The organism is Moorena bouillonii PNG (assembly GCF_001942495.1).
In the GTDB taxonomy this organism is placed as follows: Bacteria; Cyanobacteriota; Cyanobacteriia; order Cyanobacteriales; family Coleofasciculaceae; genus Moorena; species Moorena bouillonii.
In genome coordinates this window covers 2,039,847-2,055,324 of the sequence record NZ_MKZS01000001.1, presented here as the reverse complement: position 1 = coordinate 2,055,324, position 15,478 = coordinate 2,039,847, and the positions used below count along the sequence as shown (strand labels likewise).

The window sequence follows — 15,478 nt, the reverse complement described above, 5'->3', positions numbered from 1 at the left end:
CCGCTACGCGAACGCAAAGCGTGGCCTACGGCCTCAGCTTCCGCGCTTATGCGATTGACCGTAGGTCACGCTACGCGATCGGCGATTAGCCCAAAGGGCTAAAACTTTGCGATGCTCCAAAAGAGCTGCTAAAAGCGAACGCACTATGCTAATAGACGATCAATCGCGCTAAAATAAGCTAAGGTAAGCTCCACTCATTCTACTGGCAATGGAAGTTCTAAAACTGACCACTAAGACTGATGAATCGGGTTGTTTGAATCTTACGATTCCGACCCAGTTAAGGGCAGTTGAGGTTAATGTTGTCGTTGTTTTAGATCCAGTTTCATCAGTTGAGAAGCAGGAATTAAAGTATGATTTTTATGATTTGGTGGGGCGATTAACCTTTGGGGGAGATGCGGTAGCAATGCAAAAGACTCTAAGGGATGAGTGGTAATCGCTATTTCCTCGATACAAATGCAATTGTAGCCCTACTCCAAGGAAATGCTAAAGTAAGCTATCAGCTAATGCGCTACAGATGGTGCTACTTGAGGTGCTATCAGCTAATAAGCTATATATAGTCGATGACAATAAATTTACCTATCAAAATAGAAAACCTACCTAGAAGTTTACCCCTTGATGGCGCTGTCAGTATCGAGTTAGTCGAAGGAGTGCAAATTTTTCGTGCTTCTAGTTTAGTGATTGAACGAATTGAAAGATTACTCACCAAACAAAAAGAAGCTGCCCTCACGGACGAGGAAGAAAAAGAATTGGATGGCTATGAAGAATTAGATGATTATTTAAGTTTAGTTAATCGTATTATTCGTAATAATTCGATAACTATAAAATGACTATATAGCGGTTTTAAATTAGGTGAGCTAAATGTTTTTAGGGAGCAGGGAGTAGGGACCAGGGAGCAGGGAACAGAGAATAAGTATACAGTGAGTTGGATTACTCAGATCTTGCACCTGATCAGACAAAAATCAAAACTAAGCTCATGTAACCAAGGCATAAGTGTATCTAAATGATTGAAAATAGAGAGAAGCAAAATATGCGGTAAAAGTAAAATAAGTGCTTGTTGTGCACAATAAAACCAATCTAAATTATCCGATTTACCTAAGTGTAAATAAACCCAATAAGCCAACAAATAAGAAACTAAACACAGAATCAACCAACGGTAGACTCCAAGTCTTGTCTTTTGTCCAAAGCGGTGTAGGCTAAAACGATGTTTAGCTGTCTTAAAGAAACCCTCAATCTGCCATCTACGTTTTCCCCATCGAGCAATAGTTTTACCCTTCATTGGTTTAGTTGATATCACAAAACGTTGAATCATTTTGCCATCTCGTTTTAACCATATCCATGACAAAAAAACAGGTAATTTTAAACCATTCAAATAAACTTCTTGACCACGCTTTTTAATGTCTGAGACCTTACGACCATCAGTTAAAGTTCGATTTTTCCTAATCCCAACAATAGCATGGCCGGATTTTTGACGGATATTATCAATCAATTTAATTGTACCAAAAGCCGTATCACCAAGTACATAAACTTGAAAATTTTGAGTAATTTTTTTAGGGAAATTATTTAATAACTTCTGTGCTAATTGGGATGGGGAGGGAGTACCCTTACCCCTATAAATCCTGAAACTCCAAGGAATACGCCAATTTCCCAGGACTAAATACATCACTACAATGTGTAAACCTTTCTTATGATTATAGACTCGCACTAAGTTTCCTAGATGGGTAAAATTACCTACCTTTTCTAGGGTAGTTAAATCTAGGATTACTTGTAGAGTTGGTTTTCTTCCTCTTTTTCTTTGATCAAGAATAAATTTGATTATTAAAGAACGAACGGTACGAATTAAAGAACGGGTTGACCATTGATAATTATTTAAAAAACGACTAATAGCACTTGCCGATTTGGTTTGACAATGATCCGGAACAGAATTACCTTGCCCACAAAGGATTAATCCAAAAATGGATTCTAAGGTTTCTTGTTGATAACTAGTGGGCATTAATTGTTTTAAGTTTGAGATTAATTTTTCTACTTCTGGTAAAATCTTATTCAGGGTCTTTATCCTCCATTAATCTTAGAAAAGAGTTTACCACAATTCTCATGTAATCCAAAAAACTATCAAGTCTAATTGAAGCCATAACTAAACTATTGATTATTTATAGTTTTCCGTATAATCTGGGTCATTGAGTGTCATTAAATTATGGGATACAGAGGCTTTTTCAAGGTATTTGATTAGTTGTCTCTAACTCAGGGATAGAACTGCCTCTAATCCCCTAATAACAATAACTTCAGCCGTTCCTTCTCACAGCCACTTTTTTTGGTGCAAGATCTGAGATTACTAGCAGATCGCACTAACTAGGCTGCTGTATTGATAGTTGGTTCGGGAAGATTTTCACCTGTTTCTTGATAGGCTATTACCAAAGATTCTAAAGCTTCAGTTCCATTATTAACCGCTTCTTCATAAGTATCGCCATGACTCCGCCATTGTTGTCCGGGGAAGTCGGGAAAACCAACTAAAAAACAATTATCTTCTTCTGACCATTGAATTATCATTTGATATTTAAGTTTGATCATTATTAAGATTACCTAGTACTTCATCAATAGCTTTTTGTACATTCTTTTCTTGATAGGGTTTAGCATCGTTTCCGTCTTTCCCTGAAACTGTTAGTTTTCCAGCATAAAGAGGATGTATCCAGTTTGTATGACTTCCTTTACCTCGTATTTCTGTAAAACCCGCTTGGTGAAGCATTTGTTTGAGTTCTATGAGGTGCGCTTTCCGTTGGCGAATTAAATTCGCCACGGGTCGCACCTCCTAATTTTCTTTGGCATTGGGTAGAGATTTTACATATTATCTAGTTTATCTAACTCAAAGCTAGATTAAAATCTCAACTGGTGAAAGTGGCTTAAGTAGCGTGCCAAATTTTTGTGCGAATATTGTCAAGAAGCGCGAACAGTGGCAATAGCTTACTTTTGCTGAACTGTTTTTTAAGCTTTTACCACAGTCCCATAGCAATGCGATCGCAAAAATTCAAAGTATCTCGGGTAGCCTCCCTAAAACGTAGGCTCCTCAAGACCAAATCTCATCCATCTGGAGCACAAACCCAGGTAAAACTGGCTCACCACTTACCGTCGCTGGATTATCCAGCTGTTCAACTTCCGCCCCAAGACGATAAATATAAACTTGGCGCTGATGTGGGTCAATCAGCCAACCTAGCACAGTCCCATTTGACCTATACTCTGCCATTTTGTCTTGCAAGTTTTCCAGGGGATCACTTCCAGAACGTAGCTCAATCACAAAATCAGGGCATAGGGGTACAAACTTCTTTCGTTGTTCTTTAGTTAGGGATTGCCACCTCTCTAGCTTGACCCACGCAACATCAGGAGAACGATTTGCTCCATTGGGAAGTATAAAGCCAGTAGAAGAATCAAAACCTTTCCCTGTACCATCTTGCTTCACCCAAATGCCAAACTGAACAATCAAGTCAAAATTGCGACCGCCAGTTTCCCCTCCTGTAGGAGTCATAATAATAAGCCTTCCATCTTGGTGGCGTTCGATCCGTAACTCCCGATTGAGCTGACAAAAAGCAAAGAATTCGTCATCACTCATATCAAAAGCCGGACGAGTCTTTAGTTCTAAGGGCGTTGCTAGTTGTGGTGTGATCGATCCAGTCATAATTATCAGGCGCGATTTGCCTTCCCCAACAGGCATCTTGGTGGAACCGGCATCTTGCTGGAACCGGCATCTTGCCGGTTACAATTTCCACCCTTATCCCTCTACCTTATTATTTAGATTATTTAGCCTTATATAGATTTTAGATCAATTCGCGATTAGCTCCATAGCTGCCCATGTCCTCCAACCTCGACCCAAAGAATAGAAACGTTACACTAGAAACGCCGCTTCACCATCTGCCACCATGCCATCTACCAGTCAACCCCTGAACTATCCCAAAAGCCGCAAAGCCGACCAAGTCGATGATTACCACGGTACTGTAGTTGCTGACCCTTACCGCTGGCTAGAAGACCCAGATTCAGAGGAAACTAAGGCTTGGGTAGAAGCACAAAATCAAGTCACCTTTGGTTATCTCAGCGAAATACCAAAACGGGAAACACTTAAGCAGCGCATCACCAAGCTATGGAATTACGAGAAATATAGCACTCCGTTTAAAAAAGGCGATCGCTACTTCTATTTCAAAAACGATGGTCTTCAGAACCAAAGTGTTCTCTACACCTTGACCTCCCTAGATGCTGAACCAACCCTATTACTTGACCCCAACACCCTTTCAGAAGACGGTACCGTTGCCCTATCGGGTTTAGCCATTAGTAAAGATGGTAAGCTGCTAGCCTATGGTCTGTGTAGGTCTGGTTCTGACTGGCAAGAGTGGCAAGTGCGGGAGGTGGAAACCGGTCTTGACCTCTCAGATCAGATTAAGTGGGTAAAGTTTTCTGGGGCATCTTGGAATCACGACCATCAAGGTTTCTTCTATAGCCGCTTCGATGAACCCAATGAAGCCACTAAGTTAGAAGAGCTCAATTATTATCAAAAGCTCTATTATCATAAGTTGGGCACACCCCAGTCAGAAGATAGTCTGATTTATGAGCGCCCTGACCAGAAAGAATGGTTCTTTAGTGGTCGAGTCACTGAAGATGGTAATTATCTTATCATTATAGTTGACCAGGGTACTGACCCCAAGAATCTGGTGTTTTATAAAAATTTGCAAGACCCAGATTCCCCAGTTGTGGAACTCATTAACGAATTTGATGCCAGCTATAGCTTCATCGGGAATGATCAATCAGTATTTTGGTTCAGCACAGACTTAGATGCCCCTCGTAGTCGAGTTATTGCCATAGATACTAATCATCCTGCTCAGGCACAGTGGCAAGAAGTAATTCCCCAAGCCGATGAAACCCTAGAAGGTGTTGGCTTACTCAACAACCAATTTGTGGCCGATTACCTCAAAGATGCTCACTCCTCCATCAAAATTTTTGACCTGGATGGTTCCTTTGTGCGGGAAGTCGAATTACCTGGTATTGGTTCGGTTGGTGGTTTCAATGGGTTACGTTATGATACCGAAACCTTCTACAGCTATACCAGCTTCACCACCCCTGCAACCATCTATCGCTACGACATGGTAAGTGGGGAAAGTACGATTTTCCGGCAGCCCCAGGTAGACTTTAATCCCGATGACTACGAGACCAAACAAGTTTTCTACCCTAGCAAAGATGGCACCCAAGTGCCTATGTTTATCACCCACAAGAAGGGATTGGAGTTAGATAGCAATAACCCCACTTACCTCTATGGTTACGGCGGCTTTAATATCTCCATAACCCCCAATTTCTCCATTAGCAATCTGGTATGGATGGAAATGGGAGGTGTTTATGCTGTTGCCAACCTCCGTGGTGGCGGTGAGTATGGGGAAGATTGGCACCAATCTGGGACAAAACTCAACAAGCAAAATGTATTTGATGATTTTATAGGGGCGGCGGAGTGGCTAATTGGTGCTCAGTACACCTCACCACAGAAACTTGCGATCGCAGGCGGTAGCAATGGGGGATTATTGGTCGGTGCTTCCATGACTCAGCGTCCAGACTTATTCGGTGCAGCCCTACCAGCGGTGGGAGTACTAGATATGTTGCGCTTCCATAAGTTTACCATTGGTTGGGCCTGGTGTTCCGATTACGGTTCCCCAGATAACCCAGAGGAATTTAAAGCCCTTTACGCCTATTCCCCATTACACAATCTCAAACCAAAAACCCCTTACCCTGCTACCCTGATTACCACCGCTGACCATGATGACCGGGTTGTCCCTGCCCATAGTTTCAAATTTGCGGCAGCCTTGCAGGAGGCCCATGAAGGGGAACAACCAGTGTTAATTCGCATTGAGACCAAAGCAGGCCATGGTGCAGGGAAGCCCACCAGTAAGATAATTGAAGAGATTGCTGATAAGTGGGCGTTCTTACTCAGAAGCCTAGAGGTAGAGGTTTAGAAGTTAAACAGAGCATAACTTGCCTAGGATTTTCAGGCTAGGATCTAGGACGCAGTTCACTAGATCGTATATCATTTTTTTGACAGAAGGGGGCAAAAAAGCCCACTTCTACTGCTCTTTTTGACTAGAGTGCTGGTTAATCATGGACCTATCTGCTATTTTAAACGTTGCCCTTGGCTTATTTTTTGTCTACCTGATTACCAGTCTGTTAGCCTCTGAAATCCAAGAATATCTCGCTAGCGTTTTACAATGGCGGGCTAAACACCTGCAGAGGGCTATCGAAAATTTAATTAATGGTGGGATTCAGTTAGGAAATATAACCCTGAAAGATGTGGTCGATGAGTCAGATCAAGAATCAGTTAATGTAACCGTTGATCAGATTAACAATTTAAAAAAGACCAAACGGCTTTTAAAAAAATTATATCAAAATCCGTTGCTTAAATCAGTTAATCACGAAGCCAAAGACCTAGATAACCAAAATGAATTAAAGTCAAAATCTAACTCAAAGGTTAGTGGGCCTTCCTATATTCCATCAGATACCTTTGCCACCGCTTTAATCATGACCATTGTTCAGCAGGCATCAACCTTAAAAAATAATGCCGAGATTACCCTGGACAATTTTAAAACAGCCCTTGAAGAAGAGAAGATAAAAAATTTACTTCCGGAAGACTTAAAGATAACCCTTTTAACCCTGATTGATAAAGCAAAATTTGAATACTCTGACCGGAACAAAGACCTGAAAAAACTCCAAGAAGAACTAGCAACATGGTTTGACGAATCCATGGCACGAGCGGCAGGGGTATACAAGCGTCAGTCTAAAGCCATATCTTTTTTAATTGGATTAGTGATTTCCCTAGCCTTGAATATCGATACCATCAATATCAGCAATCAATTCTATAAAAACCACAGTGTAAGAGCTGCTGTCAATCAAGTCACTAATAGAATTGTTAATGAAACCGGTGCCTGTTTACAGCAAGAATCAAACAGTAATGACTGTTATGATAGTATAACCTCAGCTGTAGATGACCTAGCCTTTCTTCCCATTGGCTGGGGAGAAACTAATCTTATAGAGCAGTTTGAAGAACCGAATCATCTTCCCAGAGAGCTGGGTTTGACTTGGGTTTACTTCAAATTCGTTGTCGGGATTATTTTGAGTGCGATCGCAATCTGTATGGGAGCCCCCTTTTGGTTTGAAGTACTCAATAAGTTGGTCAACGTTCGTAATACTGGAGACAAACCAAAATCCTCTAAATAGACTCCCAAATAGACTCCCAACTGCTAGACCTATTGAGGCTGCAAGGCAAGAACTATAGCCTGGGTCCAGTGTACCTTGATCGGTGTAAACCTACAGGGTAAGTAGCACGAACTGCTTTTTCCAGTATTTGGTTCAAATATATTGAATAATAATTGGAGATTAAATTGGCCACCATTTTTAATCGCCTTCTTCAAGTCTTTCTCCGGAAATAATGCATCTTTAATCTTTTCATCGCTCAGCTTAAATTCGCAATTTTGACCAGGACGAATTTTACCAACGTCTTGGCTTTTCGGTGCCTCTTCCATATCACCAGAATTTACCCAAACCATAGGTCGTGCATTATTTCCTAAGTCAGTGATAATACTCTTATCCCAGTCTATTTCAATATAAACAGGATTCTCGTTGGTTTTATTTTTAACACTCAGTTTAAGATCCTTTAAGTCATCCAATTTATAGCTAGGATCGAAGCCAAAGTTGACTTCCATGAAATCATTAAGATTGTGCTTTTCCAGTTCCTGATTGATAGCATCAGAGTCTACCTTAACGGTTATAAGTTTGTCTATTTCCTGAAACGCTTTGTACAAAACGTAAGTAACGCCAATTATATAAATCGTCAGGATTAGCAAGTTTTGGTCGTTATCCATTTATAGTAAACCTCTTAAAAAGACTAGTTTAAGGTTTTTTTCGTAAAGGGGGATAAGAAGAGTCTGGATAATGATTGGTAAATTATACTCCATAAATGAGTTTACCCAAGATTGACTCACGCCATCACTAATGACGAATCAAAAAGCAGCTTGTCCCTGAGGACAGGCTGCTTTAAGGCTTTATTCTAGCAAAGCAATGGCACTAGATAATGGCACTAGCTAATGACACTACATCATGCCCATGCCGCCCATGCCGCCCATGCCACCCATGCCGCCCATGCCGCCCATGCCACCCATGTCGGGAGCAGGAGCAGCGGATTTGGGTTCAGGTTTCTCTACCACCAGGGCTTCTGTGGTCAAGACCATACCAGCGATAGAGGCAGCATTCTGTAGGGATGAGCGTACTACCTTGGCAGGGTCAATAATACCTGCAGCAATCAAGTCTTCAATTGTGTCAGTAGCAGCATTATAGCCAACGTTACCAGTACTCTCCCGTACTTTCTCTACAATGACGGAACCTTCAACACCAGCATTATCGGCCATCTGACACAGGGGAGCTTCTAATGACCTGGCTACAATAGTTGCACCAACTGTCTCTTCTTCCTGTAGGTCGTTTGTCAGTGCAGGAATTTTTTCTATTAAGCGAATCAAGGTTGTACCACCACCAGGAACAATCCCTTCATCTACCGCAGCTTTAGTAGCATTGAGGGCATCTTCAATCCGCAGCTTGCGGTCTTTGAGTTCTGTTTCAGTTGCCGCACCAACCTTAATTACGGCTACACCACCGGCCAGTTTAGCAATCCGTTCTTGCAGTTTCTCCTTATCGTATTCGGAGTCAGTTTCTGCTAGCTGGCGGCGGATTTGCTCAACTCGCTTTTCTACATCTGCCTTAGTTTGACCACCAGCTACAATGGTGGTGCTATCTTTGTCAATGCTAACTTTGGTAGCATTTCCTAGCATATCTAGAGAGACAGTATCCAGGCTCAAACCAACATCTTCGGATATCACCTGACCACCGGTCAAAACGGCAATATCCTGTAACATTTGCTTGCGGCGATCGCCAAATCCCGGTGCCTTGACCGCAGCGGCATTCAACACACCCCTGGCCTTATTCACCACCAGAGTTGCCAAGGCTTCTCCATCTAGATCTTCGGAAATAATCAGCAAGGGTTTGCTGTCACGAGCCACTTTTTCCAGAATCGGTACCAAATCCTGGATCACACTAATCTTTTTATCGGTAATCAGGATGTAGGGGTTTTCAAATTCCACTGTCATCCGTTCGTTATCGGTCACGAAGTAAGGGGAAATATAACCGCGATCGATCTGCATCCCTTCCACTACTTCTAATTCGGTGGAGAGGGATTTGGATTCTTCAACGGTGATCACACCATCTTTGGTGACCTTTTCCATGGCTTGGGCAATCATCTCACCCACTTCTGGATCGTTACCAGCGGAGACTGTAGCAACTTGAGCGATCCCAGTTCCCTGAACCGGCTGTGCCATGCCCTCAATCTCTTTGACCAGCTCGGCAACAGTTTTTTCGATTCCTCGGCGCACAGCTACAGGATTTGCGCCAGCTGCCACATTCTTAAGACCTTCTCGAATCATGGCCTGAGCCAGAATGGTAGCTGTGGTAGTGCCATCTCCAGCAACGTCTTTAGTCTTGGATGCGACTTCTTGAATCAGTCTAGCGCCAGTATTTTCTAAGGGGTCTTCCAGTTCAATATCTTTGGCAACGGTAATACCATCATTGACAATCTGGGGTGCCCCATACTGTTTTTCCAGAAGCACATTACGACCTTTTGGACCAAGGGTAATACGTACAGCATCAGCTAGGGCATTAACCCCCCGCTCCAATGAGCGTCTGGATTCTTCGTCAAACGAAACGATTTTTGCCATTGTTGAACTTGCTTTGTGTCTCCATTAGCAAATTTAGCACTCTTACACGAAGAGTGCTAATTCGTCTGACAATTTTAAACTTTCCAGAACTTGAAACACAGACCTGCCGGGGGGTTCAAGCCATAACCATACCACCATCGACATTAAACACTTGTCCAGTGATATAGGCAGCAGCTGGATCAGCTGCCAAAAACCTCACCATCCCAGCTACTTCTTCTGGCTGACCGTAACGACCTAGAGGGATGTGCTCGATAATGGCTTCTGACTTAAGGTCAGTGGTCATATCAGTGGCAATAAAACCCGGAGCTACGGCATTGACTGTAATGCCACGACTAGCTAACTCTTTGGCAACGGTTTTGGTTAAGCCAATCACACCAGCTTTGGCAGCACTGTAATTGGCTTGACCAGGGTTTCCCATCTGTCCTGCTACTGAAGCAATATTGATAATCCGACCAGACTTTTGCTTGAGCATCAGTTTGCTCACTGCTTTGATACATACAAATACCCCAGTCAGGTTGAGATTAATTACTGCGTGCCAATCTGAGGGTTTCATCCGCAATAACAAGTTGTCGCGGGTAATCCCAGCATTATTCACTAGCACGTCTATACGACCAAACTTTTCGAGAGTCCCTTTAACTAGGGCATCAACTTGTTCAGCTTGAGACACATCAGCCTGAAGTGCTAAAGCTTCACCCCCAGCATCAATGATAGCCCCTACAACCTGATCAGCTGCAGTACTGGAACTGGCGTAGTTGACTACAACCTTTGCCCCTGACCCAGCTAAGGCCAGGGCTATAGCTCGGCCAATTCCTCGCGAGGCACCGGTCACGATGGCTATGCGATCGCTTAATTGTTGGGAAGATGGTTGCCCAGATGTCTGTAATGTTTCCATAAACCTTGAATTGTTTTCAATCCTGCCTAATCTTCTCCTGTGGGCAGGATAGGTTTCCTCCAAAGTTAACTTTACAAGAATCTTTAGGTTAATCCAGCTCCAATCATTTTGGACTAGAATCGAGCAGAAGGACTAGGAAAGGTTTCTTGCTCATGGCCGTTAAAAAGCAGTTCACAACGTTCCAAGAATTATTATCTGGCTCAGATGTGCCCGTGTTGGTAGATTTCTATGCCATTTGGTGTGGGCCATGTCAGATGATGGCTCCTATCCTAGAACAGGTCAATGCTGAGCTCAAAGATCGTTTGAAAGTTGTAAAAATTGACACGGACAAATACCCCCAGCTTGCTTCCCAGTATGGCATTGAGGCGTTACCAACCTTGGTACTGTTTAAAAACGGTCAGCCTCAACAACGGATAGAGGGGCTCAGACAAGCGGAAGACCTGATTCAACTATTACAACCTTTGATTTAAGATAATTTCGGGTGAGATTGTCCTTGATACCAGGACTGAGATTATCAGCTGATTGCTGATTGCTGATTGCTGATTGCTGATTGCTGATTGCTTAGGTACCTTGCTCTTTGACCTTTTTTCCCAGAGTGATGGGATTAGCCCCCGTGATTTATCTGGGATTTATCCGGGGGATATCAGCCTGCTAGACCAAAAAACCTAGCTAGGAAGATGGGGCTTGATCCGAAGAGGAATCCGAAGAGGAATCCGAAGAGGAATCTGATTCTTCTTCGGCAGATGGGGTGGAATCGCTGCTAGGGGTAGCTGATTTTTCTTTCTCTTTAGCACGCTCCTCCCGCTTTTTGCGATCAGCTTGAATGGCATCTTCTATCACTACCCGAGCCTGTGCCATTTTTTCCAGGTTGCTGCGGTACAACTCCAAGTCTTTTTTGAGCTTTTCGGAAGGAAGGTTTAATCCACTAGTAATTTTGTTAATTACTTCTTCGAGCTGCTTTTGATCCTGAGCTAACTCCGAGTCCGCCTGCTCTAGTAGTGAAAATAAACCAATGGCAAACAATCTGCTGTACTTAAACTGAGAATTTTGTGCGATCGCAGCTATAGTGGTAGCCAAATCCCCAGTCCCATTCTCAGAGGTTGGGGAACTGAACCAGGAGAGCAAATCTTCTCCAGACATAGACTCTACGCTACTTTTGAGCCTTTGGGCATCTTCCTGGTACTGGTGAGCTTCACCTCCGACTGCTTGACACAGAGCATTAAAAATTGATTCTTTATCATTTTCCGGTTGATAGCTCTGCATAAACCGGTCAAAGCATGTCACCACACCTAAGCCATAGATGGGGTCGTAGTTAAAATCGACATTAACCGACAGCAAATGCATCTCTACCATCAACTCTTCTACTACACGTCGGTAAATAGAGTTAATGGGACGAGTGTGATAGGTGTAGAAATCCCGTTTAGTATCCGAGACTGTGCGAACAGTATTCACAAGGCAGATCAGAATTGAAGCTTTATATTATTTTTATTATCTCCGATGAAGCGCCTAGCACCAAATCAAAGATGATGGTGGGGGTTGCCAGTTTCATCCGCCGATGCCAGATTGGTTGATTCAGGTGGGGATACTACTGGATAAACCATCTAAGGCTTCTTCCTCCGTTTCAAAAATTTCAAACACCGTGTCCATCATAGTGACTTCAAACACGAGCTTGGCGTCTGGATGAACAGAACAAATGCGAAAGCTGCCCTTAATTTTGTCAGCATCTCGCATGCCAGCCACTAAGGATGTCAAACCCGAACTATCAATAAAGTCAACCTGACTCAGATTAACCACTACATGCCTGCGCAGTTGGGAAATACACTCTTGCAATTTCAGACGAAAAGGCCAAGCTGTAGTGATGTCCAGGCGTCCAATCGGTTTCAAAACAATCACATTTGTACCATCTTCAGTAGTATGAGTTTTCTGATCGATATGAACCATCAGCACCTCCTTGTCGCAGCTACGGCTGATTGAAACCTTACCAAATCTAATCATTAAGAGTTGAGAGTGCGTCCCGAACGATTCAGGTGCGACCCGTGGCGAATTTAATTCTTAATGGGTCAAGGGCACCTGTAGGACTAGCGCCACCTTTAGCCCCTGACTGCTTCCCAGCCAACTGAAAAAGCTCCAAAATGTTTTTTAATTAATACGCCCTGACTAATACGCCCTGACTAACAAATTAAGCGGGGAAGACTTTTCTTAAAGCAAGCCCTCTGTGATTGGGATCATAGAGCTACTCACTGCAAGCTAGTTTAGCTTACAGTGATTGGTGAAATGTCAGGGAGCGTATCCAAATTTTTGCACAAATCTGGCCATAAGACCTGAAGATGAAGGTAATGATGGGGATGAATCTTGGATTTCTATTCTATCTTTACCCAGCTATCAGTTATCAGCTATCAGTTATCAGCTATCAGTTATCAGCTATCAGTTATCAGCTATCAGTTATCAGCTATCAGTTATCAGCTATCAGCTATCAGCTATCAGCTATCAGCTATCAGCTATCAGTCATTGGCCGTAGGCCATGGTACTTGAGGTGCTATCAGCTTGTGAATAAGCGATGCAGCGCCGCCAAAGGGGGTTTCCCCCATGAGCTACTGCATCAAGACAACAGGTAAGCATTGGAATAATGCTGAGTTACTTCAGCTGACGACTGATAGCTGACGGCTGATACCTGACGGCTGATACCTGACGGCTGATAGCTGACGGCTGATACCTGACGGCTGATAGCTGACGGCTGATAGCTGACGACTGATACCTGACGACTGATACCTGACGACTGATACCTAACATCGACCTAGTATTCCCATAAGTGATATGACAACAGTTTAAGCTGTCCAGTTTGCCCAGTCTTGAGGCTTGAGAAATGTCTCATACAGTTCAGCTTCGGGTGTATTGGGTTCAGGTTGGTAACCGTATTCCCAACGCACCAAGGGGGGTAAGGACATCAGGATGGATTCAGTACGCCCGTTAGTTTGCAGACCAAAAATTGTGCCTCGGTCATACACCAGGTTAAATTCTACATATCGACCCCGACGATAGAGTTGGAAGTTACGCTCTCTGTCTCCATATTCCATATTGCGACGGCGCTCTACAATGGGTAGATAAGCGGGTAAAAAGGACTCAGAGCAGGTTGTGACAAAGGCAAATAACTCTTCCCAACTCCGAGGCTCTAAAACCCCAAGCTTGTCACTGTAAGCTGCTGCGGGACCATCTGGATGGGGACCACGATAGAGTTTACCCGTGCCATCTTGATAGTCAAAAAATAAGCCCCCAACACCCCGCATTTCTTGACGGTGTTTCAGATAAAAATACTCATCGCACCAAGACTTGAACACTGGGTAATACTCAGGGTGATGAGTATCACAGGCTTGTTTCAATTGGCGGTGCAAATGGGCAGCATCTTCAGCAAAGGGATAGTAAGGGGTCAAATCGATTCCCCCACCAAACCACCAGACTGGTCCTGCCTCAAAGTAGCGATAATTTAGGTGAACTGTGGGCACATAGGGATTACGAGGATGCAATACTAGGGAGGTACCAGTAGCGAAAAAACCATGTCCAGCTGCCTCGGGGCGCTGCTTCAAAATTGAAGGTGGCAGCTGTTTGCCCCAAACTTCCGAAAAGTTAACCCCACCCTGTTCGATTACTGAACCATCGCGCATCACACGGGAACGACCACCACCCCCTTCTTCTCTTTCCCAAGCATCTTCTGTGAAGGTGCCAATCCCGTCATCTTTTACTAGAGCTTCACAAATCGTATCTTGCAGCTGTTGCATCAACTGCTTGACTCTCTCCCTAGAGTCAGCAGGAGGTAAAGAAGTGGTATTAGTGGTAGTTGTTGTGTCCGTCTGAAAAGCTGTCATAAACAATCCTAGTGAGTATCTAAGCCAAACCTTAAGTTTGCCTTGCCAATGTTATTGGTTGGTAATTATTGGTTGGTAATTATTGGTTGGTAATTATTGGTTGGTAATTATTCGTTGGTACGATCGGGTACCTTCAGGGGAAGCCCTGGGGGTTGGCAAAACTCCCAGGCAGTTGAGATCATATCCTAAATAAAGATGGATTTTTCAACCAAAGCCATTTGGGGAAGATCATAAATCTGCCTGAGCATAGCTGCGGGAGGCGTGTAGTGATTCTTAATTTTTCTTTCAAGTTAATTGCTGGTCACGAGGGGGTTTGGTGTAAGTTTTCCCTCTTCAAGACCTATCGCGCCCTGAGTACTGCCCCAGTGGAAGTTCTCTGGCAAAAACTGATCAACTTAGCAGATGTGTCTTGGAATCCTCTGCTGTCAAGTACCAATGCTCCAAAAGGTTTAATGGCTAAACCTGGTTTAATTTATCAGGTAGTCACTCGCTTGATCCCCATTCCGGTGCGAATTTTTGTAGAGCGTGTCTTACCCGGTGAGCTACTCAGTATAAGATTTCTGGCAATTCCTGGAGTTGAAAATCGCGTCACTTACCAGGTAGAATCCACCCTTTGTGGTACCTATATTTCCTACTCAGTTACCCTAAAAGGCTGGTTATCACCCTTAATCTGGTGGATGATTCGCCCCTACGTGGCGCGGGTGGTATTTGAATTAGCCCAGGCTGCCGAGCAGGTCAGAGCAATCTAATACCGAGTTGCATTCAAAGATAGTAGATTGGTTGGATCGGGAGATGGGGAGATGGGGAGATGGGGAAATAGGGAGATGGGGAGATCTCACAGGGGTAGGTTTTTTACATTTGGGTCGGGAGTCGGGAATCGGGAATCGGGAATCGGGAATCGGGAATCGGGAAAAGCGGGAAATGGGGAGAATTATCCCGGAAACTAGTGTGTA

The 15,478-nt window shown here is 43.6% G+C and carries 18 protein-coding genes; 7 read left to right on the top strand and 11 right to left on the bottom strand.

Annotation, left to right across the window (positions count from 1 at the left end; translation table 11 throughout):
- Window positions 1-208: 208 nt before the first annotated feature.
- Together BJP37_RS08545 and BJP37_RS08540 are read left to right on the top strand one after the other, a co-directional pair.
- The gene (locus BJP37_RS08545) at window positions 209-433 is read left to right on the top strand and encodes a hypothetical protein (RefSeq protein WP_075898000.1); all 225 of its coding nucleotides are present in this window, start codon (window positions 209-211) and stop codon (window positions 431-433) included.
- Window positions 434-560: 127 nt separating this feature from the next.
- The gene (locus BJP37_RS08540; protein WP_075897998.1) at window positions 561-827 is read left to right on the top strand and encodes a hypothetical protein; all 267 of its coding nucleotides are present in this window, start codon (window positions 561-563) and stop codon (window positions 825-827) included.
- A gap of 104 nt (window positions 828-931) precedes the next feature.
- Here BJP37_RS08540 and BJP37_RS08535 read toward each other — a convergent pair whose 3' ends face one another.
- The 4 genes from BJP37_RS08535 to BJP37_RS08520 form a co-directional block, all read right to left on the bottom strand.
- The gene (locus BJP37_RS08535; RefSeq protein ID WP_081431112.1) at window positions 932-1,990 is read right to left on the bottom strand and encodes a transposase; all 1,059 of its coding nucleotides are present in this window, start codon (window positions 1,988-1,990) and stop codon (window positions 932-934) included.
- A gap of 356 nt (window positions 1,991-2,346) precedes the next feature.
- Window positions 2,347-2,565 (bottom strand): type II toxin-antitoxin system HicB family antitoxin, encoded by a 219-nt coding sequence (locus BJP37_RS08530; RefSeq protein WP_070391965.1) that lies wholly within the window; start codon window positions 2,563-2,565, stop codon window positions 2,347-2,349.
- Window positions 2,552-2,740, bottom strand: a complete 189-nt coding sequence (locus BJP37_RS08525; RefSeq protein WP_075905897.1) for a type II toxin-antitoxin system HicA family toxin — start codon at window positions 2,738-2,740, stop codon at window positions 2,552-2,554. Before BJP37_RS08525 ends, BJP37_RS08530 begins: the two co-directional genes overlap by 14 nt.
- A gap of 318 nt (window positions 2,741-3,058) precedes the next feature.
- Entirely contained in the window at window positions 3,059-3,664 is a 606-nt protein-coding gene (locus tag BJP37_RS08520; protein WP_075905895.1) for a Uma2 family endonuclease, read from the bottom strand.
- Between the two features lie 241 nt (window positions 3,665-3,905).
- Here BJP37_RS08520 and BJP37_RS08515 point away from each other — a divergent pair, with 241 nt between their 5' ends.
- Together BJP37_RS08515 and BJP37_RS08510 are read left to right on the top strand one after the other, a co-directional pair.
- Entirely contained in the window at window positions 3,906-5,975 is a 2,070-nt protein-coding gene (locus BJP37_RS08515; RefSeq protein WP_075897996.1) for a prolyl oligopeptidase family serine peptidase, read from the top strand.
- A gap of 142 nt (window positions 5,976-6,117) precedes the next feature.
- On the top strand, window positions 6,118-7,230 hold the full coding sequence (locus BJP37_RS08510) for a hypothetical protein (protein WP_075897994.1): 1,113 nt from the start codon (window positions 6,118-6,120) through the stop codon (window positions 7,228-7,230).
- A 29-nt stretch (window positions 7,231-7,259) separates the two neighbouring features.
- On the opposite strand, the gene BJP37_RS08505 is transcribed toward BJP37_RS08510, so the two are convergent.
- The 3 genes from BJP37_RS08505 to fabG form a co-directional block, all read right to left on the bottom strand.
- The gene (locus BJP37_RS08505) at window positions 7,260-7,874 is read right to left on the bottom strand and encodes a hypothetical protein (protein WP_070391961.1); all 615 of its coding nucleotides are present in this window, start codon (window positions 7,872-7,874) and stop codon (window positions 7,260-7,262) included.
- A gap of 228 nt (window positions 7,875-8,102) precedes the next feature.
- Entirely contained in the window at window positions 8,103-9,773 is a 1,671-nt protein-coding gene (groL, locus tag BJP37_RS08500) for a chaperonin GroEL (RefSeq protein ID WP_070396559.1), read from the bottom strand.
- A gap of 115 nt (window positions 9,774-9,888) precedes the next feature.
- Complete coding sequence (gene fabG, locus BJP37_RS08495) at window positions 9,889-10,665, bottom strand: 3-oxoacyl-[acyl-carrier-protein] reductase (protein ID WP_075897992.1); 777 nt, start codon at window positions 10,663-10,665, stop codon at window positions 9,889-9,891.
- Window positions 10,666-10,817: 152 nt separating this feature from the next.
- Between fabG and trxA the strand changes: the two genes are divergently transcribed.
- Complete coding sequence (gene trxA / locus BJP37_RS08490; protein ID WP_075897990.1) at window positions 10,818-11,135, top strand: thioredoxin; 318 nt, start codon at window positions 10,818-10,820, stop codon at window positions 11,133-11,135.
- 199 nt (window positions 11,136-11,334) lie between these two features.
- Here trxA and psb29 read toward each other — a convergent pair whose 3' ends face one another.
- On the bottom strand, window positions 11,335-12,117 hold the full coding sequence (gene psb29, locus BJP37_RS08485; RefSeq protein WP_075897988.1) for a photosystem II biogenesis protein Psp29: 783 nt from the start codon (window positions 12,115-12,117) through the stop codon (window positions 11,335-11,337).
- Between the two features lie 120 nt (window positions 12,118-12,237).
- Window positions 12,238-12,606, bottom strand: a complete 369-nt coding sequence (locus BJP37_RS08480) for an STAS domain-containing protein (RefSeq protein WP_070396558.1) — start codon at window positions 12,604-12,606, stop codon at window positions 12,238-12,240.
- A 411-nt stretch (window positions 12,607-13,017) separates the two neighbouring features.
- Here BJP37_RS08480 and BJP37_RS08475 point away from each other — a divergent pair, with 411 nt between their 5' ends.
- Window positions 13,018-13,197 carry a hypothetical protein gene (locus BJP37_RS08475; protein ID WP_075897986.1) on the top strand — a complete coding sequence of 60 codons (180 nt, stop codon included), beginning with the start codon at window positions 13,018-13,020 and terminating at the stop codon, window positions 13,195-13,197.
- A 102-nt stretch (window positions 13,198-13,299) separates the two neighbouring features.
- Here the strand turns inward: BJP37_RS08475 and BJP37_RS38795 are convergent, their stop codons facing one another.
- Window positions 13,300-13,455: a hypothetical protein gene (locus BJP37_RS38795; RefSeq protein WP_158069489.1), complete on the bottom strand. Its 156-nt coding sequence runs from the start codon at window positions 13,453-13,455 to the stop codon at window positions 13,300-13,302.
- A 35-nt stretch (window positions 13,456-13,490) separates the two neighbouring features.
- Window positions 13,491-14,525, bottom strand: a complete 1,035-nt coding sequence (hemF, locus tag BJP37_RS08470) for an oxygen-dependent coproporphyrinogen oxidase (protein ID WP_075897984.1) — start codon at window positions 14,523-14,525, stop codon at window positions 13,491-13,493.
- 266 nt (window positions 14,526-14,791) lie between these two features.
- Between hemF and BJP37_RS08465 the strand changes: the two genes are divergently transcribed.
- Window positions 14,792-15,274, top strand: a complete 483-nt coding sequence (locus BJP37_RS08465; RefSeq protein ID WP_075897982.1) for an SRPBCC family protein — start codon at window positions 14,792-14,794, stop codon at window positions 15,272-15,274.
- Window positions 15,275-15,478 lie beyond the last annotated feature (204 nt).